At 66.4% G+C, this 21091-nt stretch carries 21 protein-coding genes; 9 read left to right on the top strand and 12 right to left on the bottom strand.

Annotation, left to right across the window (positions count from 1 at the left end; all coding sequences use genetic code 11):
• The first annotated feature begins 8 nt into the window (after positions 1-8).
• Positions 9-1754 (top strand): gamma-glutamyltransferase, encoded by a 1746-nt coding sequence (gene ggt / locus GRI47_RS12435; RefSeq protein WP_160661692.1) that lies wholly within the window; start codon positions 9-11, stop codon positions 1752-1754.
• Between the two features lie 130 nt (positions 1755-1884).
• Positions 1885-3690, top strand: coding sequence for an AMP-dependent synthetase/ligase (locus GRI47_RS12430; protein ID WP_202387512.1), 1806 nt, complete (start codon positions 1885-1887; stop codon positions 3688-3690).
• A gap of 16 nt (positions 3691-3706) precedes the next feature.
• Here GRI47_RS12430 and GRI47_RS12425 read toward each other — a convergent pair whose 3' ends face one another.
• From GRI47_RS12425 to GRI47_RS12395, 7 genes are all read right to left on the bottom strand, one after another.
• Positions 3707-4822: a calcium:cation antiporter gene (locus GRI47_RS12425; RefSeq protein WP_160661690.1), complete on the bottom strand. Its 1116-nt coding sequence runs from the start codon at positions 4820-4822 to the stop codon at positions 3707-3709.
• Positions 4823-4889: 67 nt separating this feature from the next.
• Entirely contained in the window at positions 4890-5417 is a 528-nt protein-coding gene (locus GRI47_RS12420) for a hypothetical protein (RefSeq protein WP_160661689.1), read from the bottom strand.
• Between the two features lie 93 nt (positions 5418-5510).
• The gene (locus tag GRI47_RS12415; RefSeq protein WP_160661688.1) at positions 5511-5918 is read right to left on the bottom strand and encodes a (2Fe-2S) ferredoxin domain-containing protein; all 408 of its coding nucleotides are present in this window, start codon (positions 5916-5918) and stop codon (positions 5511-5513) included.
• Positions 5915-8101 carry an alpha/beta hydrolase family protein gene (locus GRI47_RS12410; protein ID WP_237452789.1) on the bottom strand — a complete coding sequence of 729 codons (2187 nt, stop codon included), beginning with the start codon at positions 8099-8101 and terminating at the stop codon, positions 5915-5917. Before GRI47_RS12410 ends, GRI47_RS12415 begins: the two co-directional genes overlap by 4 nt.
• A 59-nt stretch (positions 8102-8160) precedes the next feature.
• A complete protein-coding gene (locus GRI47_RS12405) occupies positions 8161-8700 on the bottom strand; it encodes a DUF2497 domain-containing protein (RefSeq protein ID WP_160661687.1) in 540 nt (179 codons plus the stop codon).
• A 66-nt stretch (positions 8701-8766) separates the two neighbouring features.
• Positions 8767-10254, bottom strand: coding sequence for a TolC family outer membrane protein (locus tag GRI47_RS12400; protein ID WP_160661872.1), 1488 nt, complete (start codon positions 10252-10254; stop codon positions 8767-8769).
• 56 nt (positions 10255-10310) lie between these two features.
• Positions 10311-10943 (bottom strand): protein-L-isoaspartate O-methyltransferase family protein, encoded by a 633-nt coding sequence (locus GRI47_RS12395; protein ID WP_160661686.1) that lies wholly within the window; start codon positions 10941-10943, stop codon positions 10311-10313.
• A 207-nt stretch (positions 10944-11150) separates the two neighbouring features.
• On the opposite strand from GRI47_RS12395, the gene GRI47_RS12390 reads away from it, so the two are divergent.
• The 3 genes from GRI47_RS12390 (at position 11151) to GRI47_RS12380 (ending at position 14796) form a co-directional block, all read left to right on the top strand.
• Entirely contained in the window at positions 11151-12668 is a 1518-nt protein-coding gene (locus GRI47_RS12390) for a fumarate hydratase (protein ID WP_160661871.1), read from the top strand.
• Positions 12669-12753: 85 nt separating this feature from the next.
• Complete coding sequence (locus tag GRI47_RS12385) at positions 12754-14019, top strand: sensor histidine kinase (protein WP_237452788.1); 1266 nt, start codon at positions 12754-12756, stop codon at positions 14017-14019.
• A 39-nt stretch (positions 14020-14058) separates the two neighbouring features.
• Positions 14059-14796 (top strand): LytR/AlgR family response regulator transcription factor, encoded by a 738-nt coding sequence (locus GRI47_RS12380; RefSeq protein ID WP_160661684.1) that lies wholly within the window; start codon positions 14059-14061, stop codon positions 14794-14796.
• 121 nt (positions 14797-14917) lie between these two features.
• Here the strand turns inward: GRI47_RS12380 and GRI47_RS12375 are convergent, their stop codons facing one another.
• A complete protein-coding gene (locus tag GRI47_RS12375; RefSeq protein WP_160661683.1) occupies positions 14918-15262 on the bottom strand; it encodes a UrcA family protein in 345 nt (114 codons plus the stop codon).
• 192 nt (positions 15263-15454) lie between these two features.
• Between GRI47_RS12375 and GRI47_RS12370 the strand changes: the two genes are divergently transcribed.
• The 4 genes from GRI47_RS12370 to GRI47_RS12355 all read left to right on the top strand — a co-directional run bounded on the left by GRI47_RS12370 (position 15455) and on the right by GRI47_RS12355 (position 17804).
• A complete protein-coding gene (locus GRI47_RS12370) occupies positions 15455-15733 on the top strand; it encodes a hypothetical protein (RefSeq protein ID WP_160661682.1) in 279 nt (92 codons plus the stop codon).
• A gap of 39 nt (positions 15734-15772) precedes the next feature.
• Positions 15773-16627, top strand: coding sequence for a diacylglycerol/lipid kinase family protein (locus GRI47_RS12365; RefSeq protein WP_160661681.1), 855 nt, complete (start codon positions 15773-15775; stop codon positions 16625-16627).
• Positions 16617-17501, top strand: coding sequence for a metallophosphoesterase family protein (locus GRI47_RS12360; RefSeq protein WP_160661680.1), 885 nt, complete (start codon positions 16617-16619; stop codon positions 17499-17501). Before GRI47_RS12365 ends, GRI47_RS12360 begins: the two co-directional genes overlap by 11 nt.
• A 102-nt stretch (positions 17502-17603) precedes the next feature.
• Complete coding sequence (locus GRI47_RS12355) at positions 17604-17804, top strand: hypothetical protein (RefSeq protein WP_160661679.1); 201 nt, start codon at positions 17604-17606, stop codon at positions 17802-17804.
• Between the two features lie 132 nt (positions 17805-17936).
• Here GRI47_RS12355 and rpsI read toward each other — a convergent pair whose 3' ends face one another.
• The 4 genes from rpsI to GRI47_RS12335 all read right to left on the bottom strand — a co-directional run bounded on the left by rpsI (position 17937) and on the right by GRI47_RS12335 (position 20998).
• The gene (rpsI, locus tag GRI47_RS15065; protein WP_160661678.1) at positions 17937-18557 is read right to left on the bottom strand and encodes a 30S ribosomal protein S9; all 621 of its coding nucleotides are present in this window, start codon (positions 18555-18557) and stop codon (positions 17937-17939) included.
• Positions 18557-19036 carry a 50S ribosomal protein L13 gene (rplM, locus tag GRI47_RS12345; protein ID WP_160661677.1) on the bottom strand — a complete coding sequence of 160 codons (480 nt, stop codon included), beginning with the start codon at positions 19034-19036 and terminating at the stop codon, positions 18557-18559. Before rplM ends, rpsI begins: the two co-directional genes overlap by 1 nt.
• Before the next feature lie 162 nt (positions 19037-19198).
• Positions 19199-19960, bottom strand: a complete 762-nt coding sequence (locus GRI47_RS12340) for a hypothetical protein (protein WP_160661676.1) — start codon at positions 19958-19960, stop codon at positions 19199-19201.
• Positions 19961-19963: 3 nt separating this feature from the next.
• Positions 19964-20998, bottom strand: coding sequence for a COX15/CtaA family protein (locus GRI47_RS12335; protein ID WP_160661675.1), 1035 nt, complete (start codon positions 20996-20998; stop codon positions 19964-19966).
• Positions 20999-21091: the final 93 nt, after the last annotated feature.

The raw sequence follows: 21091 nt of genomic DNA, 5'->3' as shown, positions 1-21091 counted from the left end.
ATGTGTCTATGATCAGATCCGCCACCCGCACCCTCGCCGCCCTGCTGGTCCTGACCGGTGCCCCTGCCGTCCATGCGCAGGAAGCCGCCAGCCCCGCTGACGTCCCTGGCGACCTCCCCTTCATCGGCAGCGTGAGCGCCGCCGATCCGCGCGCCGAGGCGGCGGGGATGGCAATGCTCAAGCGCGGCGGCAGCGCCACCGACGCCGCGATCGCCACCATGCTGGCGCTCACCGTCGTCGAGCCGCAGAGCAGCGGGATCGGCGGCGGCGGCTTTCTGGTTCGCGGCGCGGCTGACGGGTCGGTCGAGACGGTCGACGGACGCGAGACGGCCCCGATGGGGGCGACGCCCGACTGGTTCCTGAACGCCGACGGATCGGTCCCGCCCTTCATGGAGAGCGTGCTGAGCGGCCTCAGCGTCGGCGTGCCGGGCAATATCGCGCTCGCCGCACAAGCGCATGGGCGGCACGGGAAATTGCCCTGGGCGGTCCTGTTCGAACCGGCCATCAAGCTGGCGCGGGACGGGTTCGCGATCAATGTGCGGCTGGCGCAATCGCTCGCCCAGTCGAGCGACCGCGCCGCTTCGAGCGCGGGCGGGCGCGCGCTGTTCTACGATAACCAGAACCGTCCCCTCCCCGCCGGGACGCTGGTCCGCAATCCCGATCTGGCGCGCACCTTCGAAGCGATCGCCGAAACAGGCCCGGAGGCGTTCTATCGCGGACCCATCGCGCGCGGAATCGCCGAAACCGTGGCGAGCGCAACCCCTCGCCCCGCCCCGATGACCGAGGCCGACATCGCCGGTTATGAAGCGAAATTGCGCGACGGTGTCTGTGGTCTTTATCGCGGCTATCGCGTCTGCGGGATGGGGCCGCCGTCTTCGGGCGGCGTGGCGGTGTTGCAGATACTCGGCCAGCTCGAACGGTTTGACCTGCGCGCGCTCGGCCTCGGCAATCCGGTGACCTGGCACCTGTTCCTCGAATCCCAGCGCCTCGCCTATGCCGACCGCGAACTCTACCTCGCCGACAGCGATTTCGTGTCGGTCCCGGTCGCGGGCCTGATCGATCGCGCTTATCTGGCGGAGCGCAGTGCGTTGATCTCGCCCGACACGACCATGGCCGAAGCGCTTCCGGGCGTGCCCCGCGGAGCGCAGAGCGCGCTGGCCGACGGGGACGAGCCCGAGGAACGCGGCACCTCCCACATCGCGGCGGTCGATGCCATGGGCACGATGATCAGCTACACCTCGACCATCGAAGGCGCGTTCGGATCGGGGCTGACCGCGAACGGGTTCTATCTGAACAACGAACTGACCGATTTCAGCCGCTCGCCCACTGTCGACGGCAAACCGGTCGCCAACAGAGTCGAGCCCGGCAAGCGCCCGCGCAGCTCGATGGCGCCGACCGTAGTCTTCGACCCCGAAGGGCGCCCGGTCCTCGCGATCGGCGCGGCGGGCGGATCGACCATTCCGGTGACGACCGCGCGCGCCATCATCGGCGCGATCGATTTCGACCTGTCCTCGCGGCAGGCGCTGGCCCTCCCCTTCACGATGGCGTTCGGCGACAGCGTCCTGGTCGAACAGGGCAGCTGGCTCGAACGGCGCGTTCCTGCGCTCCGGGCGCTCGGGCACGAAAACATCTCGCTGCGCGAGGCGCCGATCAAGGCGGGCGCGATCAAGCGCGAGGGCGCGATCTGGGAAGCGGCGCGCGACCCGCGGCTGGAGGACGTGCTCTTGGTGCCGCGCGCCACGCCGCTGCCCTAGCAGGCCCTACCCCAGCAGGCTTGCCGTAACGAACCCTTCTTCGTAAACCCGCGCGCTGAAGCGGTCGCGCGAACGGACAAGACATCCGGGCCGGACGCTCGCGAAGCGATCTGCGAGGAGGGACGAGCCTTTGGTGCTGGACGATATCGATGCCGCCAACAATCTGGTCGAGCTGTTTCTGAAACGTGCCGACGAGAATGGCGACAAACCGTTTCTCGGCGCGAAAAGGCAGGGCAGCTGGCAGACGATCAGCTGGCGCGAGGCGGCGGACCAGGTCTGCGTATTGGCGGAAAGCCTGCGGGGTCTGGGTCTGGTGGATGGGGACCGGGTCGCCCTGGTCAGCGAGAACCGGCCCGAATGGTGCATCGCCGATCTCGGCATCATGGCGGCAGGCTGCATCACCGTGCCCGCCTACACCACCAATACCGAGCGCGACCACCAGCACATCCTCGACAATTCGGGCGCGAAGGCGGTCATCGTCTCGACCGACAAGCTCGCCAAGCCGCTGATCCCGGCGATCTTCCGCACGGGGATCGCCAACCACATCATCCCGATCGACGAGGTGCGCGGCTATCAGGGCGGGAACCTGGCCTGCCACGGGTGGAGCCAGATGATTTCCGGCGATGCCGCTGCGGCGCGCAGCGCGGTCGATGCGCGGCTGAAGGGGATCGGGCGCGGCGACACCGCCTGCATCATCTACACCAGCGGCACCGGTGGCGCACCGCGCGGCGTGTTGCAGCATCACGGCGCCATCCTGTGCAACGTGGCGGGAGCGGGCGAGATTCTGGTCGAGGATTTCGGGATTGCCGAAGACGAACGGTTCCTGAGCTTCCTGCCGCTGAGCCACGCTTACGAGCATACTGGCGGCCAGTATCTCCCGATCGCGGTCGGCGCCCAGATCTATTACGCCGAGGGGCTGGAAAAGCTCGCCGCCAATATCGAGGAAACCCGGCCGACGATCATGGTCGTCGTCCCGCGCCTGTTCGAAGTTCTGCGCACACGGATCATGAAACAGGTCACGAAACAGGGCGGCGCGGCGCAGCGTCTGATGGAAGGCGCGCTCGCGCTCGGCCAGCGGCGGGCGGACGGCAGGCGCAAGCTCGGCGATGGCGCGCGCAACGTGGTCTATGAAAAGCTGTTGCGCCCCAAGATCCGCCAGCGCTTCGGCGGGCGGTTGAAGGCGATGGTATCGGGCGGCGCGCCGCTCAATCCCGAAGTCGGCGTGTTCTTCGATTCGATGGGCCTGACCCTGCTTCAGGGTTACGGCCAGACCGAGGCCGGGCCCGTCATCAGCTGCAATCGCCCGCGCGCGGGCATCGCGATGGAAAGCGTCGGCCCGCCCATGCGCGGCGTCGATGTGCGGATCGCGGAAGATGGCGAGATCCTGGTGCGCGGCGAACTCGTGATGCACGGATATTGGCACAACGATGCCGAGACCGAGCGGACGATCAGGGACGGCTGGCTCCACACCGGCGATATCGGCCATCTCGACGCCAAGGGCCGGATCGTCATCACCGATCGCAAGAAGGACATGATCGTCAACGACAAGGGCGACAATGTCGCGCCCCAGAAGGTCGAAGGGATGCTGACGCTCCAGCCCGAGATCGGGCAGGCGATGGTGGTGGGCGACAAGCGGCCCTACATCGTCGGCCTGATCGTTCCCGATGCGGAATGGATGCTGGAATGGTGCCAGGCGCAGAACAAGAAATTCGACTGCAAGCAGGTGGCCGACCTGCCCGAATTCAAGGCCGCGATCCGCGCTGCGGTCGACCGGGTGAACAGGGATCTGTCGGTGGTCGAAAAGGTGCGCCAGATCGTGCTGGCGGACGAACCCTTCACGATCGAGAACGAGGAAATGACCCCCTCGATGAAGATCCGCCGCCACAAGATTAAGGAACGCTATGGCGAGCGGCTGGACGCGCTCTATCGCGGATGAGCGCTATTAGGAGCGCCTAGGGAACGATCGTCACGAACAGATAGGTCGCGAAGATCACGAGGTGGATCACGCCCTGGACGATGGTGGTCCGGCCCCTTCCCAGCGTCAGCGTCGCCACCAGCAGGGTCAGCGCCAGCAGGACGGTCGAGCGCATCGACAGGCCGAGTTCGAGGTCCAGCCCCAGGAACAGGGCGACCATCGCGACGGTCGGGATGGTGAGGCCGATCGTGGCCAGAGCCGATCCGATGGCGAGGTTGAGGCTGGTCTGCACGCGATTGGCCCGCGCCGCGCGGACGGCGGCGAAGCCTTCGGGCGCGAGCACCAGCATGGCGATCAGAATCCCGACAAGGGCGCGCGGCGCGCCGAGCGAGGCGACCACCGATTCGATCGTGGGCGACAGCGCCGTCGCCAGCAGGACGACCGCCGTGAGGGCCGCGATCAAAAGCAGGCCCGCCACGAGCGCGCGTCGCCTCGTGACCTCTGCAGCCTGGTCGTCCCTTGCCGTTTCGGGCTGTTCGTGCAGGAAATCCTCCCGGTGGCGGATCGTCTGCGCCATCACGAACGTGCCGTAGATCACCAGCGATACGATCGCGACGAACAGCAATTGGGTGTCGTTGTAGAACGCCCCGCCCGCGCTGATCGTGTAATTGGGCAGGATCAGCGTGAGAACGGCCAGGGTAGCGAGCATGGCCAGCCCCGCGCTCACGCCCGACTGGGTATAGCTCTGCGCGAAATGCCTTCGCCCGCCGACCAACAGGCACACGCCGACCACGCCGTTGATCGTGATCATGATCGCTGCGATCAGGGTATCGCGCGCAAGGGCCTGCGCCTGCGCGCCCTCGCTCAGCATGATCGACACGATCAGCGAACATTCGATGACCGTGACGGCCAGCGCCAGCACCAGCGTCCCGAACGGTTCGCCGAGATATTGCGCGAGAGTCTCCGCATGGAAGACCGCCGAGGTGATCACCGCGCAGAGGACCAGGACGACCGCGACCAGCAGCAGGCTCGAGCCAGGAAGGGGGGCAAGCGCCACGCCGAGACCCAGCACCGGAATCGCGATCGACCAGATCGGCGGGGCCAGAAAGGGCGTCCGGGCCGTGGTTTGCAAGGGTTCGGGCGCGCCATCCATGCCCGCGCCATAAGCGAGGCGTGGTGGCGCGACCAGACCTAAGACGCGACCAGTATTAAGAGATGAATCAGGCGGCGGCTTCCGCGATGTATTCGGGGTAGAAGCCGGGCGCGCGGTCGGACCAGCCCGGTGCGGTCGCCGCGGTCTCGCTCAGCGACTGGAGCAGCAGCTTGCGGCGCTGGGGCTGGATCTGCGGCAGCGCGGCGGCGGCGCAGAAGGCGCTCGGCAGCCAGGGCCGTGCCTCGGGCCCGAGCAGGCGTTCGTAGAGGAAGCGGAAGCTCGAAAAGCAGTCGATCCGCTCCTGCGCCAGGTCGAAGGCGGCGACGCGGGTCAGCTTGCCGATGAAGCCTTCGACCGCATCGAAGCCGGTCTCGTTCGGGATCGCGTGGCGCAGCGCCTTCAGTTCCTGATAGGCGACATACTGGCTTCTGATCGCCGCGTTCTCGCGCGCATTCCTGCCCCAGACGCGGAAGGCATCGCATCGGCCCAGCCCGATATCGAGGCTGCGGCGGATGTAACGCTGTTCGGCGGCGGTGAAGCTCGCAAATTCGCGCATTTCGGCGATGGTGACGGACGCTGTCTTCGCAATGGCCATGTGAAGGGCCCTCCCTGTTTGCGAGAGACAGGTTTCGCCCATGATGGTTAATTTCGCGTTAGCCTTGAAAAAGGTTCGAATCAGTCCCGCCCGCTAGTCTTGGCCGCGCAGGCGGAACTCCTCCACCGGAACGCCGCCGATCAGATGCTCCTGAATGATGCGTTCGAGCGTGCTGGGCGTGCAGGAATGATACCAGACCCGGTCGGGCCAGACGACCGCGATCGGCCCCATGGTGCAGACCTGAAGGCAGTCCGCCTTGGTGCGCTGGATTCCGCCGGTCGCATCCGGCCCCTCGCCCTTTTTCGGGCCCGCCAGCTTCAACTGCTTCAGCCGCGTCTTCAGGAAGCTCCAGGCCGCCTTGCCCTCGTCACGCGAACAGCATTTCTGCTTTTCAGACAGCGCGCACAGGAAGATGTGCCGCTCGACCGTTTCGCCGCCGATCTTGGACAAAGCGCGCTCCGCCTTGCGCAGATGCCTTTCGGCCTTGTCGTCGCGACTCATTCGGCAGCCGTGCCCTCAGGCTTCAGCCAGCGATCCAGCCAGGCGAACACGGTATCGTGCCATTGGCGCGAATTCTTCGCATTCAGGACCCAGTGGTTCTCGTTCGGGAAGACGAGCAGCTGGCTCGGGATATTGCGCTCCTGCAAGGCGGTGAAGCTCTGGATCCCTTGCGTATAGGGAACGCGGAAATCCTTTTCGCCCGTGATGACCAGCATCGGCGTCTGCCATTTGTCGACGTGGTTGACCGGATTCCACTTCTCGTAAAGCGCGGATTGTTCGGCATAGGTGCCGCCGAAATCCCAGCGCGGAAACCACAATTCCTCGGTGGCGTAATAGAAGCTGCGCATGTCGAACAACCCGTCATGCTGCACCAGGCAGTCGAACCGGTCGGACCACTGGCCCGCGATCCAGTTCATCATGTAGCCGCCATAGCTCGCACCCATGGCGCAGGCGCGCGTGCCGTCGATCTGCGGATCGAGTTCCAGCGCGGCGGCGAGGCCCTTCTGCAGATCTTCCAGCGGCTTGCCGCCCCAGTCGCGGCGGATACTGTCGGTAAAGGCCTGACCGTATCCGGTGGACCCGTGGAAATCGACCGAGATCACGGCATAGCCCTGGCTGGCGACGACGCGCGGATTCCAGCGTGTCGACCAGCCGTCATTGAAGGATCCCTGCGGACCGCCATGGACGTAAAGGATGGCGGGCATCGGCCCGGCCTGGTTCGCCAGCTTGGTGATCTGGCCCCAGACCGTATCCCCATTCGCGCCCTTGAAGCTGAAGCGTTCGACCTCGACCGGAGCAAGCGCGGCGACGCGCTGCGTGGTGATTTCGGTCAGCGGCACGGCCTGGCCATAACCTTGCGAGAGATACAGTTCGGACGGCGCCGCGATCGAATCGCGCGTGAACAGCAGGCGATCGTCGACCAGCGGCATCACATTGGCGATATGCGCTTCATTGCCTGCCATCAGGTCGAGCTTGTCGATCGCGCCGGTCTGCGGATCGATGCGGAAGGCGGGCGTATCGAGCACGTCCTGCGCGGTGGCGATCAGATAGCGGCTGTCGGGGGTCCAGGCGAGCGTGCCGAAGCTGCGGTCGAAATCCTGCGTCAACGGCGTGACCACGCCCGTCTTCACGTCACGCAGCATCACCACCATCCGGTCCGCCTCGTAAGTCGGGCGGGCCATGGCGACGTAGGCGAGATACTGGCCGTTGGGCGAGGGCGTCGGCAGCGCGTCATAGGCCTGGTTCGCGGCAGTCAGATTGACGGGCGGTTTGCCGCTGAGGTCCGAGAACCAGATATCGAGATTGGTCGAGGCCGGCTCGGCCCCGTCGGCTTCGCGCGCGACGAAATAGAGGCCCGACCCGTCGGGTGCCCAGGCGATATCCTCACTGCCGCCGAACGGCTTGGTCGGCGTGTCGCCCGAAGGTCCGCCCGCGCCGATCGGTCCGTCCACCGCGACGCCGCTACCGGAGGTCCGGCCCTGCGCGAGATCGAACACGAAGACGCGGCTGACCGTGCCGGGCGTCTCCCAACTGTCCCAATGGCGCACGAAGCCTTCGTCGCCCTGATAGAGCCGCCCGTCGCCGGGACCGGTCAGATGCGCGGTCCCATCGGTCTCGCAGCCGAATTGCGGGCAGCCGCGCGCGACTTCGGCCCAGACCGCGAGCTTGTCGCCCTTGGGAGAGACGGCGAAACCATCGACAGCGGTGTCGAAACTGCTGACCTGCGCGGGCGTCCCCACGCGCCCCGCGGGCGTCACGCTGGCGCGCCAGACGCGCGCGCGTTCGTCGCCCGAAGCGGTCGGCTTGCGGTCCGAGAGGAAATAGAGCTGACCGTCCGGCCCGAAGCTGAGGCCCGACACCGGGCCGCCGAAATCGAGCCGGACCGGCTGCGCGCCCTCGCGCGTCAAGTCGAGCAGGTAGGGCACGCCGGTGCGCGCATAGCTCGCGGGATCGGTATCGGTGACGGTGTAGACCGCCAAGCGCCCATCCGCCGACACGGTCGGCGCGCCGAGGCGCGGCAGGGTGATGAGGTCCTGCGCGCTCATCGGTGCGGGTGCGGTGGCCGCCGCCGGGGCGCTTTGCTGGGCCGAAACGGGCGCTGCGATAGCGAGAGCTGCGGCGCTGGCGGTGAGACTGGCGGCGAGAAGGGCGAAACGGCTCGCCGGGCGTGAAAACATGGTCATGCGCGCGATGTTAGCCGCGCGCGATCAACCGGGCAAAGACAATCGATTCAGCTGGCCGCTCAGCTGCGCTTGCCCGCGATCCGCGTGATCTCGTCCTTGACCAGCTTTTCGACCATGGGCGGCAGATTGGTGTCGAGCCACTGGGCCAGCATCGGGCGCAGCATTTCGCGCACCAGACCTTCCAGCGAGGTTTCGCCCGAGCGCACGATCTGCGGGCTCGCGCCGGGTTCGGACAGCATGGCGAGTGCGGCGAAATTGGCCTGGATCGAATTGCGCATGGCTTCGGTGGTCAGCGGCGCGTCCTCGTCATGATCAGCCGAATCCCGGTCGTCATCGTCCTGAGAGTGGACCCGCGAATGGGCCCGCGAAGGAGAGTGCGCGACCATCGCGTCTTCGTCGAGTTCGAGGATCTCTTCCGCTTCCTCGGCATCGCTGGGTTCGATGGGCTCGGCCCGTGCATCGGAACGCCTATCCGAATGCGGACCGGACTGGGCGCGATTGCGCCGCTCGGCGATGGCGCCTTCGCGGTTGTCGCGCGCGATCACTTTCTTGATCGAGTCGAGGATTTCCTCGACCGAAGGTTCGCCCGGTTGCTGCACTGCCCAATCCCCCTGACCTGCTCCACCCGACGAAGCCGAATCGCCGACCGCCGAATCGCGTATCCTTCAATACCCGCTTTCGGCCGACATTTCATCCGTCTCGAGCGCGGGCTGAGCGGGCACCTCGGCAGTGGCGGCGGGAATCGCGGCGGTCGATGTGCTCATCGCCTCGGGATCGGGATCGCGGCTCCAGTCCCACCAGGTGCCGCTGACGCGATCGTAATTGGCGACCGGATCGTAGAGCACGCCTTCATCGGCAAGGCCCAGATCGCGCGCTTCGGCGCGGCCCATCGCGGCGAGCAGCGAGAACGCAGCGACATAGGCGTTGCGCCGCGCGGTCACGAGATCGACGCGCGCGTTCAGCAATTCCTGTTCGGCGTTGAGCACTTCGAGAATGGTGCGATTGCCGATCGAGTTTTCCGCCCTCACGCCTTCGAGGCTGAGCGATGCGGCGTCGACCGCGGTCTGCGAGCTTTCGATGATGGCGAGCGAGGCCTGCCAGCTCGAATAGGCGGCGCGGACCTGCGCGATCACGTCACGCTCGGCGGCGATGACCTGTTCGAGCGCGGCGGAAGCGCGCGCCTGCGCCTGGCGTTGCAGGGCGGCGGGTCGCCCACCTTGGAACAACGGGATCGAGACGGTCACGCCCGCCTGCGCCGCCGTGGAGGTCTGCGGACTGGCGATCACCGGGCCGGTCGGGTTGTCGGGATCGACCGCGTTCGGCACGCTGCCGAGGAAGTTCTGGTAATCGTATCCAGTGAAGACCGAAACGCGCGGCAGGCGGGTCGATCCGGCGACGTCGATATCGTAACCGGCGGCCACGGCACGTTCGCGCGCGGCGATGAGGTCGGGATTGGCGACCAGCGCCACGTCCACCGCGGTCTCGACACTGGCGGGCAGGCCGGGCAGCGACGGCGGCGGGGCGAGATCGGTCGGCGCTTCGCCGACAAGGGCGATATACTCCTCGCGCGCGGCGATCAGATTGGCCTCGGTGCTGCGCAGATTGCCCTGCGCCAGCGCCAGCCGCGATTGCGACTGGGCGACATCGGTGCGGGTCAGGTCGCCGATCTCAAACCGGTCGCTGGTCGCCTGCGTGTTGACGCCCAACACCTCGACCTGATTGCGCGCGAGGCTGACCAGCGCCTGCCCGCGCAACACGTCCATATAGGCGGCGACGACGCGGCTGAAGACGGCGCTTTCCGTCCCGCGCAGATCGGCGCGGCCGGCCTCGACCCGCTGGTCGGCGGCGCGGATGCGGTTCTTGATCGCACCGCCCGAATAGATCGGTACGCCGAGATCGACGCCCAGATTGAAGGCGCGGTCGGGGGTGAAGAAGCTGGTCGAGCTCTGTTCGATGAATTCGGTTACCGAGCCATTGGCATTGGCCGAGGGGCGGCCATCGGCGCGCTCGACCTCGACCTGCGCGTCGGTCGCGCGCAGAGTGGCGCGCGCGGCCATCAGTGTCGGATTGTTGATATAAGCCTGCGTCAGCGCTTCCTGGAGCGTGTCGGCATAAGCGGGCGTGGCGACGGCGCAGAGCGGCGCGCAGCCCATCGCCAGGGCGATCAGGCTGGCCCGGCGGCCCCGACGCGACACCCCTCCCCGCATGGTCAGAACGTCCAACCGACCGGCTTGTCGAACTGGCCGAGCCGGGGAATGCCCGTTTCGGCAAGCGGAAGCAGGCCGAGCGATCCGGCCACCTTGCGACCCGTGGCAAGGCGCGTGACGCCCCGCTCCACGAGGCCAGTGACCACGCGGCCGCCATCGGCCAGCATACCCGCCAGTCCGGCGGGAAGATGTTCGATCGCCCCGTCGATCAGCAGCAGCGTGGCGCCCGATTGCGTCACATCGCCCTTCGCGGCACTATCGGCGTCCAGAGTCTCGACACTGGTGACCAGCGGGCGCACCAGTTCAGCGAGATAGCCGCTACCCCCATCGACCACGACGACGACATCGTCCGCGCGCGGCGCGGCTTCTTCGAGCATCATGCCGTGGAACACGGGGGCGGGGAGGAACCCACCATTCTCGAGCCGGATCGCGCGATCCATATAGGCGGTGCCGCGCGCGCTGGCGGGCACGAACTCCTCACGCGCCACCGCGCCCATCCGTTCGAGCACGAAGCGCTGGTTGACCCCGCTGGTGCGCAGCTGGCTATCGATCATGGCGCGGCGCGCGGCGGCGAAATCAAGGGCGCGTTGCCGCTCTTGGCTCTGGCTTGCGGGCTGTTCGGCGGTGACGGTCATCGGCGCAATCTCTGTCGTCTCGAGCTGGGGATACGCGCCACTGTATTACACAAACAACACAGTGGCGCAACGCTCGTTTTCCTTAAGCGCATGGCCGCGCGGGGCCAAGCGCTTTGACCATTCGCGTTTTCCGCGCCAAGGCACACCCGCCAATCTGCGAAGAGGAACGATACCGCGATGAACGACAAGTCGGGAACCGAACGGGCGATGGTGACCATCCGCGAGGACGATCTGATCGACAGCGTCGCCGACGCGCTGCAATTCATCAGCTATTACCACCCGATGGATTATATCCGCGCGCTGGGCGATGCCTACGAGGCGGAACAGGGCCCGGCGGCGAAGGACGCGATCGCGCAGATCCTGACCAACAGTCGGATGTGCGCCGAAGGGCACCGCCCGATCTGCCAGGATACCGGCATCGTCAACGTGTTCGTCAAATGGGGTCAGGACTGCCGCCTCGATTCGACCCGCGCCTTGCAGGACATCGTCGATGAAGGCGTGCGCCGCGCCTACAACCACCCCGACAACAAACTGCGCGCCTCGATCCTCGCCGATCCCGCCTTCACCCGCCGCAACACGCGCGACAACACGCCCTGCGTCCTCTCGGTCGAGATGGTCCCAGGCAACACGGTCTCGATCGACGTCGCGGCGAAGGGCGGCGGCAGCGAGAACAAGTCCAAGTTCAAGATGATGAATCCCAGCGACAATATCATCGACTGGGTGGTCGAGCAGATCCCCTCGATGGGAGCGGGCTGGTGTCCGCCGGGGATGCTGGGGATCGGTATCGGCGGCACGGCGGAACATTGCGTGCGGCTCGCGAAGCAATCGCTGATGGAGCCGATCGACATGGCGCAGCTGAAACAGCGCGGGCCGCAGAACGATCTCGAAAAGCTCCGCATCGACATCTTCGACGCGGTCAATGCGCAGGGGATCGGCGCGCAGGGGCTGGGCGGCCTATCGACCGTGCTCGACGTCAAGATCCTCGACTGGCCCTGCCACGCGGCGGGCAAGCCGGTGGCGATGATCCCGAACTGCGCGGCGACCCGCCACGCCCATTTCACGCTCGACGGATCGGGGCCGAGCTATCTCGAAAAGCCCGACCTCGACCAGTGGCCCAAGGTCAACTGGCAGCCCGACGCCGCGGCGAAGCGCGTCGATCTCGACAGTCTGACCAAGGAAGAGGTCGAAAGCTGGGAGCATGGCGATCGCCTGCTTCTGTCGGGCAAGATGCTGACCGGGCGCGACGCGGCCCACAAGCGCATCCGCGACATGGTCGAAAAGGGCGAGGAGCTGCCGGTCGAATTCGCGGGCCGCGCGATCTATTATGTCGGCCCGGTCGATCCGGTCATGGGCGAGGTGGTCGGCCCCGCCGGCCCCACGACCGCTACCCGGATGGACAAGTTTACCGAGACGATGCTCGATCTCGGCCTGCTCGCCATGATCGGCAAGGCGGAGCGTGGTGCCGACGCGGTCGAGGTCATCAGCCGCTTCAAGGTGGCCTATCTGATGGCGACCGGCGGTGCGGCCTATCTGGTGGCGCGCGCGATCAAGGAAGCGAAGGTTGTCGGGTTCGAGGATCTCGGCATGGAGGCGATCTACGAATTCACGGTCGAGAATATGCCCGTGACCGTGGCGGTCGATGCACGGGGCAACAACGTCCACACGCTCGCCCCGGCGAAATGGCGCGAGAAGATCCGCGAGGATAAGCTGCTGCCCATCGGCTGAAGCCCCACCCGCTTCGACCAACCGCCGTCGCCTCTCGACAGCCGCGCTGGAGAATCGAACCTTTTGCGCGCAGAAGACTGTCGCTTTGCCTTTTGACACATCTTACGCCGATCCTGCATCGGAAACGCCATCGCGCCTGCCGGTGCGCACGGTCCTGTGGTCGATCTTCGGCCTGTGGGTCGCCTATTTCCTGATCTTCACCGCGCGCGGCATGGTCGTGGGGCTCGAATCCGATATCGAAGTCGTGCTGCGAAGGGCGCTGGTGACCCTTGCAGGGATGACCGCGACAGTCGGATTGTGGATCGTCCTGCGCCTGTTCGATCACCGGACCCTGCCCGTCCAGATCGGCGCGGCTGTCCTGTTGGCGATCCCCACCTCGCTCGCCATCGCGCAGACCAATATCTGGGTCTTTTCCGGGCTCCAGGAACGCCTCCAGGCGCGCATGGCGGCAGAGCGCGGCTTCTCGATCAGCCGCGACGAATTCGGCAATTTCGTGATCGAAGGCCCCGCCGCCTCGGTGCCGGGCGATGACGGCATCGGTGACCCGCCGACCATGCCGCGCGGGCGGATCGTCGTTCCCAATGACGAGGATCGCGAACGCTGGCTGATCCTGATCGAAAGGGCGCTCAGCCAGTTCTTCCTCCTGATCGCCTGGGCCGCGCTCTATTTCGCCCTGCTTGCCGGCATACGCGCCAAGGATGCCGAGCGTAGGGGCGAACGCTTTCGCAGCGCGGCAAAGGCGGCGGAGCTGCGATCCCTGCGCTATCAGGTGAACCCGCATTTCCTCTTCAACGCGCTCAATTCCCTCTCCGCGCTGGTGATGACCGACCGTCAGGCCAAGGCGGAGGAGATGATCCAGACCCTGTCGGGCTTCTATCGCCACAGCCTGGCGGAAGATCCCACCGCCGACGTCTCGCTGGAGGACGAATTCGATCTCCAGCGCCATTATCTCGACATCGAACAGGTCCGCTTCCCGAAACGGCTCAAGACCGAATTCATCCTGCCCGACGCGCTCAAGGGATACCGCGTGCCGGGCATGATCCTGCAACCGCTGGTGGAAAATTCGGTGAAATACGGCGTGTCGCAAAGCAGCCGTCCGGTCACGATCACGCTCGCCGCGCGCGAGGAATACGGGCGGCTGGTGCTGAGCGTCAGCGATGACGGGCCGGGGATCGCGAGCGCTTCGGATCAGGGGCAGGCCGCGCAGGGCGGGTTCGGCATCGGTCTCGCCAATGTGCGCGACCGGCTGGTGGCGCGCTTCGGAGACCTCGCCACGATCAGTTCGGGCGAGACATTGGACGGATACGAGACCGAATTGCGGCTGCCGCTGGTGAGCCACGGGCGGGATTAGGGCCGAGGGCCGAAAGCCGAAAAAAGGGGGAACAGGACCATGGCAGAAACCTCGAGCGAGAAGCTGCGCACACTCATCGTCGACGACGAGCCCTTGGCCGTGGAGCGGATGCAGGTGCTGTGCTGCAAGATGGACGATATCGCCGTGGTCGGCACGGCCAGCGACGGGGCGGCGGCTTTGCGACTGGTCGATGCGCTGCATCCCGATCTCGTCCTGCTCGACATGACCATGCCCGAGGTCGACGGCCTGTCGGTGGCGCGCAGCCTTGCGAAGAAAGCGACTCGCCCCGCCGTGGTGTTCGTGACCGCGCACGACAATTACGCGGTCGAAGCCTTCGATCTCGATGCGGTCGATTACGTGCTGAAGCCGGTCAAGAGCGAGCGGCTGGAACGCGCCATCGCCCGCGCCCTGTCGCGCCGCAACGAAGGCGCGCGCAGCGAAAGCGAATGGCTCGACGAATTGTGGATCCCCCACCGCTCGGAGCTGATCCGCCTCGAAACCGCGCAGGTCGATCGCATCGATGCGGAGCGCGACTATGTCCGGCTCCATGTCGGCGATCGCTCCTATCTGCTGTTGCAGACGATCGCGGGCCTCGAGGACCGGCTCGACCCCGCAAAGTTCATCCGCGTCCACCGCTCCACGATCCTGCGCCGCGATCGGATCGTCGGGCTGAAGCATGACGGGCTCGGCGTCTGGTCGGTCGAACTGGAAGGCGAGGAGCCGGTGAGGATCGGACGCACCTATCTGCCCAAGGTCAAGGCGATGGCGGGGCGCTGAACCCTTATCCGAGCGTTTGGCCAGGGCAGACGAGAAAAGGCCCCGGCCGGAGCTGCTGGTCCGACCGGGGCCACGAGATGGCGAGCGGGATGGCAACGGGATGTGTCGCCGATCTTGGTGGTCAGCCGCCCAGCTGCCGCTCCTGCTTTACGGCCGCGACCTGACTGGCGGCCCGCGCCTTCACTTCGGCGACACAGACGCGCATCTTGGCATTGTCGACGATCCGCGTGCCGGTGCGCTGCCGGCCGTCTCCGCAGATATGGCGCGCGGCGCTGTCGATCCGCCGGTCGAGCGCGGATTGCCCCTGCGGGCTGGTCAGATCGAGGTCGGCGTAAGCGACATCCACGCTCACGGTCTTGGCCGCGGCAGGTGCGGCGCTGGCCGCCAGTGCCAGTCCACAGGCCGCGGCGAGGGGTGCGGCAAGGGGCGCAACAGTCGAAGCGAGGGTTCCAAAACGGCTCTTCATACAATCCTCCTGGGTTGCGGCGCGCCCGGAACGTAGGGGTTGGGGAAGGCGCGCCGCAGACACAGAGATGATCGATTACGTGCGTAGGCGCATTGCGGGATCGACCGGCGGGCCGCCGTTCCGATCGAGCGCGGACCGTCGCGGACGAACGACCTCTGGCGATCCGCCAGCGACACGCCTAACCCCTGGTCGATGGCGTTTGTGCTGACCTTCCTGCTCGGAATCGCGAATTTCGCGGCGCATAAGGCCGTGCTCGAGAGCGGCCACCCCATGATCGCGCGAATCCCCCTGATGCGCTCTCGCCCGTTCGGAGATCGATTCGGGCCGGTTTCGCTGATCCTCGAATTCATTCTCCTTTTCGCCACGATGCTGTTCCTGTCGGAGGGCTATCATGCGATCGCATGGGTCTATGCGCTCTACAGCCTGTCCAATATCGCCAGCGCCTGGGCTTTGCTGACCGGGCGGATATGATCCGCTGGAACCACGCGGGCGATGGCGCGCTTGGCTGACATGGCTTCGATCGACACCATCTGGCTGGTGCTCAACGCACGCAGCGGCAGCAATGAAGACGGCGCGATCGAAGATCTGCGCGAACACTGCGCGCGCCGAAACCTCGAACTCGCGCGCGAAATCTGCTTTCCCGACGAGGATCTGCCGGCGGCGGACCAGCTCGACGCGGCGGGCGTCAAATGCCTGGCGGTGTTTACCGGCGACGGGACGCTGAATGCGGCGATCACCGGGCTTTACGGTTGGTCGGGAGCGATCCTGGTGCTGCCCGGCGGGACGATGAACCTGCTCAGCCGCAGGATGCATGGCGAGGCGTCATGCGAGGAAATCCTCGACCGGATCGCCAATGGTGCGTTCCGAAATGTCCGCCCCCAGGTTGCTCGCTGCGATGCGGGCGATGCGCTGGCGGGATTGTTGAGCGGGCCGGGCACGGCCTGGGCCAGCGTGCGCGAAGCGATGCGCGACCTCGACATCGCCGCGCTGGCGGAAGAGACCGGGGATGCGCTGGCCGAAACCACCGGCGGGGCCTTCATCCGCATGGCCGAGCCTCCGCTGGGAAGGCGCGAGGGCTATCCCATGATCGAATTCACCCCCAGCCATCGCGGCCTTCAGCTCGATGCCTATCACGCGAAGGATCCCGGCGATTTCCTGCGCCAGGGCTGGGCGCTGCTGCGGCGGCGGTTCCGCGAGGGTCCGCATGACCGGCTGGGTCTGTTCGACGAACTGACGCTGGAGAATTGCGAAGGTCAGCCGATCGAAGTCCTGCTCGATGGCGAGCCCGCAAGCCTCGGATCGCGCGCGACATTTTCCGTGGCCGCCTGCGAAGTCGATCTGCTAGCGACCGCGCATGGCTATTGATCCCGCGCCCGCACACTCGACCGCCAGCACGCTCGTTTTCCATCTCTCCGACATCCATTTCGGACTGGTGGACGAGGAAGCGATCGCCTGGGTGAAGCGCGAGATTGCCGAGCGGCGGCCCGATGCGGTTGCCATCACCGGCGATCTGACCATGCGCGCGCGCCATCGCGAGTTCGAGGCCGCGACGCGCTGGATTCGCTCGCTCGACGTGCCGGTCACGGTCGAGGTCGGCAATCATGACCTTCCCTATTTCAACCTGATCGAGCGGTTCTTCACGCCGTATAAGCGCTTCAAGGGCGTGGAGAGCGTGGTCGAGAAGGAGCTCGACCTGCCCGGCCTTGCGATCGTGCCTTTGAAGACGGCGGTCCGCGCCCAGCCGCGTTTGAACTGGTCGAAGGGGTGGGTGACCGATGCGGCTCTGACCAAATGCCTCGCCGCGATCGACGCGCTGCCGGACGGGGTCAGGGCGCTGGTCGCGGTCCACCATCCGCTGCGCGAGGTGGGGACGAGCGGCACGGCGCTGACGCATAACGGGCAGAAGGCGCTGACGGCGCTGGCGCAACGCCCGGTCATCGGGGTCTTGAGCGGGCACGTCCACGATCCCTTCGATCTGGTGCAGGAAACCGTCCACGGCCCGGTGCGGATGATCGGCGCGGGCACTCTGTCGCAGCGCGTCCGTTCGACGCCGCCCAGTTTCAACGAATTGCATTGGAATGGCGAGACGCTGAAGGTGCGCGCCCGCAATCTGGGGGATGTGCGCACGCGCGACATGCAGATCGACGACGTGCCCGAAGATGCGATGCCGCCCCGCCAGCCGGGCGAGCCGGTCGCGCCGATCGGCAATGTGCCGCCCACCGATCCGCCGGTCCACTGAGCCATCGGTGCATACGGGCGGGCCGGTGTAATCAGGCGGGCGTCAACCCGATCCTAACCAAACCCGATTATGTCGAGCCTTCGTAACCACGAAAGGCAGATCATGTCTGAACTCGTCAAAGCCTTGCCCTGCGGGGCCTTGCTGGCTTGGATCACCGCGCTCTTCATCGGCCATGCCGGAGGTTTGGGGGGCACGCTGGCTGTCGAACAGATGCAGGTGATGGAGCAGTCGTTCTACTGGTCGTGGCCGATATTCCTGGGCGGAACCGCGCTGGCCTGGGGGATTATGGCGCTTCAGGCCTGAGGGCTACTCGCGGACAAGCCCGCCGCGCGGCCCGATCCGGACCGTTCCCACCCCGAAATCTCGCAAAGAAAAAGGCGGCCCCGCTTGTGCAGGACCGCCTTTCCTCGGTGATCGAAAAGATCGCTGTAAGGCTTAGCGCTTCGAGAACTGGAAGCTGCGGCGAGCCTTGGCGCGGCCGTACTTCTTGCGTTCCACCACGCGGCTGTCGCGGGTGAGGAAGCCGGCGGCCTTGACGGTGCTGCGCAGCGTCGGTTCGTACTTGGTCAGCGCCTGGCTGATGCCGTGCTTGACCGCACCGGCCTGGCCCGACAGACCGCCGCCGCGCACGGTGGCGATGACGTCGTACTGGCCTTCACGATCGGTGATGGTGAAGGGCTGGTTGATGATCAGGCGCAGGGTCGGACGCGCGAAATAGACTTCCTGGTCCTTGCCGTTGACGATGACCTTGCCGCTGCCGGGCTTGAGCCAGACGCGCGCGGTGGCGTCCTTGCGGCGGCCAGTGGCGTAGGCGCGGCCCTGCTTGTCCAGCTCCTGCTCGCGCAGGGGAACTTCGGCGCGCTGCGCGATCTCGGCGGAATCGCCCTGCGGGGCATCGCCGGCGATGTCCTTGAGGTCGGCGAGGTCGGAGACGCTGTTCTTCGCGTCGGCGCCTTCGTTCCCGCTCGTCGCGCCCTTGGTCGCGGCGTCAGCAGGCGTATCGGCAGCGCCGTTTTCGGCTGCTTTGGTGTCGGGCGTGGTGTTGTCGTCGGCCATTATGCGGCAGCCTTGTTCTTGCGGTTCAACGAAGCGACGTCGAGCGTCTGCGGCTGCTGGCCTTCATGCGGGTGTTCAGTCCCGGCATAGAGGTGGAGCGCCTTCATCTGCGCCCGGCCAAGCGGCCCGCGCGGGATCATGCGCTGCACGGCCTTTTCCAGCACGCGCTCGGGGAAGCGGCCTTCCAGCACCTTGGCCGGAGTCGTTTCCTTGATGCCGCCGGGGTGGCCGGTGTGCTTGTAATAGATCTTGTCGGTCATCTTGCGGCCGGTGAACTTCACCTTGTCCGCATTGATGATGATGACGTGGTCGCCGCAATCGACATGGGGGGTGAAGCTCGGCTTGTGCTTGCCGCGCAGGTGATTGGCGACGATCGCCGCGAGGCGCCCGACGACGAGCCCTTCGGCGTCGATCAGGTGCCATTTCTTTTCGACCTCTGCCGGTTTGATCGACCGGGTGGCCTTGGTGAGAGCCTTCATGGCGCTGTTCCGTCCTGTATGTTGTCTGGCCCCGGCGCGAAGCCGAATCCGTTGAGCAGCGAATCCGGGCGAACCGGATACCGCGATGCGGCGCGCAAATGGCTTCGGATCGCCCGCAAGTCAAGCAAATCCGGGGATGCTGGATACGGTATAATAATACCGCTAGGGGGCGGCCGCCTCTGCTTCGAGGGTCCAGCGGTCGCGCGAAAGCCGCGTATCGGGGCCTATCTGTGTCAGGATGCGGCGCTCGAAGCGGTCGAGCAGCCCGGTGTGCGGATCGGCCGCGGCCTCGGTTTCGATCACGATATGCGCCGGTTCGCCCCCGGTCTCCATCGGACGGTCCTCGCGCGTCGAGCCGGGCGTGGGAAAGAACAGGTCGCTGGGAACCCGGCTCAAGAGGAGGGCGGCGCGATTGGACACCTCGGCCAGGAATTGGCGCGCGGCCGGAATGCGCGGATCGCCTGCGGGCAGGGCCTCGAACAAATCGAGCGCCAGGGCGGCTGCCGTCGCGATCTCGGGCGATCCCTTTCTCTCGCCGCGCGGAAGGATCAGGCCGTTCGCATCGAGAGTGGCGGGGAGGAAGCCGGTTTCCTGCCGCCGCTCCTCGATCGCGGCGAAGGCGCCGAGCGAAGGCGGCGCCTCGACGCTGGCCGAAATCTGCGATCCCGAAACGCCCAGGCCGCGCCCGACCTTTTCGAACCGGCAGGCCCATGCGCGGCGCACGATGATCGCCTTGCCGCCGACGATTTCCCGTTCGAGTTCGCGATGGAGGGTGAAGGCGAGGCCGGGTGCGATTTTCGGGCCAATCGTCGCAGCCCCGGCAGGCCGGGTCGACAAGGCGAAGATCGGCAGGCCAAGGATCGGCGCGATCGCGAAACCCGCGACCGTGCGCAGAACATCGCGCCGGTCCGAGCCTCGTGTCACAAATCAGGCCTTGCGGCCAAGCGCGTGCGCACCCCAGGCGAAGCTCGCGGTCAGGAGCGCGCCCACCACCTGATGCGCCACGGCCAGCCAGAGTTCGACGCCGCTCATCACCGTGGCGATGCCGAGCAGGATCTGGGTGCCCAGAAGCGCATTTATCGTGATCGCGGCAGGGCGCGCGATCGGCTTCACGCGCCGCGCCATCACGATCAGCGCCACGAACGCGATCCACGCCCACCAGCGATGGACGAAATGGATCAGGAAGGGGTCATGCGTCAGCGCGTGGACCATGCCGCCCGTTGCATCGAATTCCGGCACCAAGCGGCCCTGCATCAGCGGCCAGGTGTCGGAGGCGAGCCCGGCATTGAGGCCAGCGACCCAGGCCCCCAGGAGAAGCTGGACGAACAGGATCGCGCCAACCCAGCTCGCCGTGACGGTCCAGCGCGATCGCGGCCTGTCCTCAAGGCCCAATTGCCGCAGGTCGAGCGCGGTCCAGACAAGGCCGCCAAGCGTGAAGAACGCTGTCAGCAGATGGATCGACAGCCAGAAATGGCTCACATCGGTCATCGTGCCCGCAAGCCCGCTCCTGACCATGAACCAGCCGAACACGCCCTGGAGACCGCCAAGCGCGAGCAGGGCGACCAGCCGATGCCTGTATCCTTGCGGGATCGCGCCCTTCACCCAGAACCACGCCAGCGGCACGGCGAAGGCCAGTCCGATCACGCGGCCCAGCAACCGGTGGAACCATTCCCAGAAATAGATGAACTTGAACGCGGCCAGATCCATGCCCGCCGGCCCCGTCACGTTGATATATTCCCCGGTCCGGCGATAGAGATCGAACTCGGCCTGCCACGCCGCCTCGCTGAGCGGGGGAATGGCGCCGGTGATCGGCTTCCATTGCGTGATCGACAAGCCGCTCTCAGTCAGGCGCGTGATGCCGCCGACGGCGACCATCAGGACGACGAGAGCCGCGACCACCAGCAGCCAGTTGGCGATCGCGATCGGGCGCGAAGGCGCGGATGAATGCGGTTTGGGTGCCATGCGCGCCCCATTGCTGCGCGGCGCCGCGCTTCGCAAGTGCATTTGCTGCACCGCGCAGGCGCTTGCCTGCAATTTTGGCACGCAATCCGAGCG

The organism is Qipengyuania pelagi (assembly GCF_009827295.1).
GTDB classification, from domain to species: Bacteria; Pseudomonadota; Alphaproteobacteria; order Sphingomonadales; family Sphingomonadaceae; genus Qipengyuania; species Qipengyuania pelagi.
The sequence above is the reverse complement of the archived record's forward strand: the minus strand, read 5'-3'. Positions and strand labels throughout refer to the sequence as shown.

Excerpts from the sequence above, each read along its gene's own strand:
- GRI47_RS12355 (WP_160661679.1), top strand. The coding sequence starts at position 17,604 with ATGTCTGAACTCGTCAAAGCCTTGCCCTGCGGGGCCTTGCTGGCTTGG.
- GRI47_RS12380 (WP_160661684.1), top strand. The coding sequence starts at position 14,059 with ATGGCAGAAACCTCGAGCGAGAAGCTGCGCACACTCATCGTCGACGAC.
- GRI47_RS12400 (WP_160661872.1), bottom strand. The coding sequence starts at position 10,254 with ATGGGCTGCGCGCCGCTCTGCGCCGTCGCCACGCCCGCTTATGCCGAC.
- GRI47_RS12370 (WP_160661682.1), top strand. The coding sequence starts at position 15,455 with ATGGCGTTTGTGCTGACCTTCCTGCTCGGAATCGCGAATTTCGCGGCG.
- GRI47_RS12395 (WP_160661686.1), bottom strand. The coding sequence starts at position 10,943 with ATGACCGTCACCGCCGAACAGCCCGCAAGCCAGAGCCAAGAGCGGCAA.
- GRI47_RS12420 (WP_160661689.1), bottom strand. The coding sequence starts at position 5,417 with ATGGCCATTGCGAAGACAGCGTCCGTCACCATCGCCGAAATGCGCGAA.
- rpsI (WP_160661678.1), bottom strand. The coding sequence starts at position 18,557 with ATGGCCGACGACAACACCACGCCCGACACCAAAGCAGCCGAAAACGGC.
- GRI47_RS12415 (WP_160661688.1), bottom strand. The coding sequence starts at position 5,918 with ATGAGTCGCGACGACAAGGCCGAAAGGCATCTGCGCAAGGCGGAGCGC.
- GRI47_RS12390 (WP_160661871.1), top strand. The coding sequence starts at position 11,151 with ATGGTGACCATCCGCGAGGACGATCTGATCGACAGCGTCGCCGACGCG.
- GRI47_RS12365 (WP_160661681.1), top strand. The coding sequence starts at position 15,773 with ATGGCTTCGATCGACACCATCTGGCTGGTGCTCAACGCACGCAGCGGC.
- GRI47_RS12360 (WP_160661680.1), top strand. The coding sequence starts at position 16,617 with ATGGCTATTGATCCCGCGCCCGCACACTCGACCGCCAGCACGCTCGTT.
- GRI47_RS12425 (WP_160661690.1), bottom strand. The coding sequence starts at position 4,822 with ATGGATGGCGCGCCCGAACCCTTGCAAACCACGGCCCGGACGCCCTTT.
- GRI47_RS12375 (WP_160661683.1), bottom strand. The coding sequence starts at position 15,262 with ATGAAGAGCCGTTTTGGAACCCTCGCTTCGACTGTTGCGCCCCTTGCC.
- ggt (WP_160661692.1), top strand. The coding sequence starts at position 9 with ATGATCAGATCCGCCACCCGCACCCTCGCCGCCCTGCTGGTCCTGACC.
- GRI47_RS12410 (WP_237452789.1), bottom strand. The coding sequence starts at position 8,101 with ATGACCATGTTTTCACGCCCGGCGAGCCGTTTCGCCCTTCTCGCCGCC.
- GRI47_RS12335 (WP_160661675.1), bottom strand. The coding sequence starts at position 20,998 with ATGGCACCCAAACCGCATTCATCCGCGCCTTCGCGCCCGATCGCGATC.
- rplM (WP_160661677.1), bottom strand. The coding sequence starts at position 19,036 with ATGAAGGCTCTCACCAAGGCCACCCGGTCGATCAAACCGGCAGAGGTC.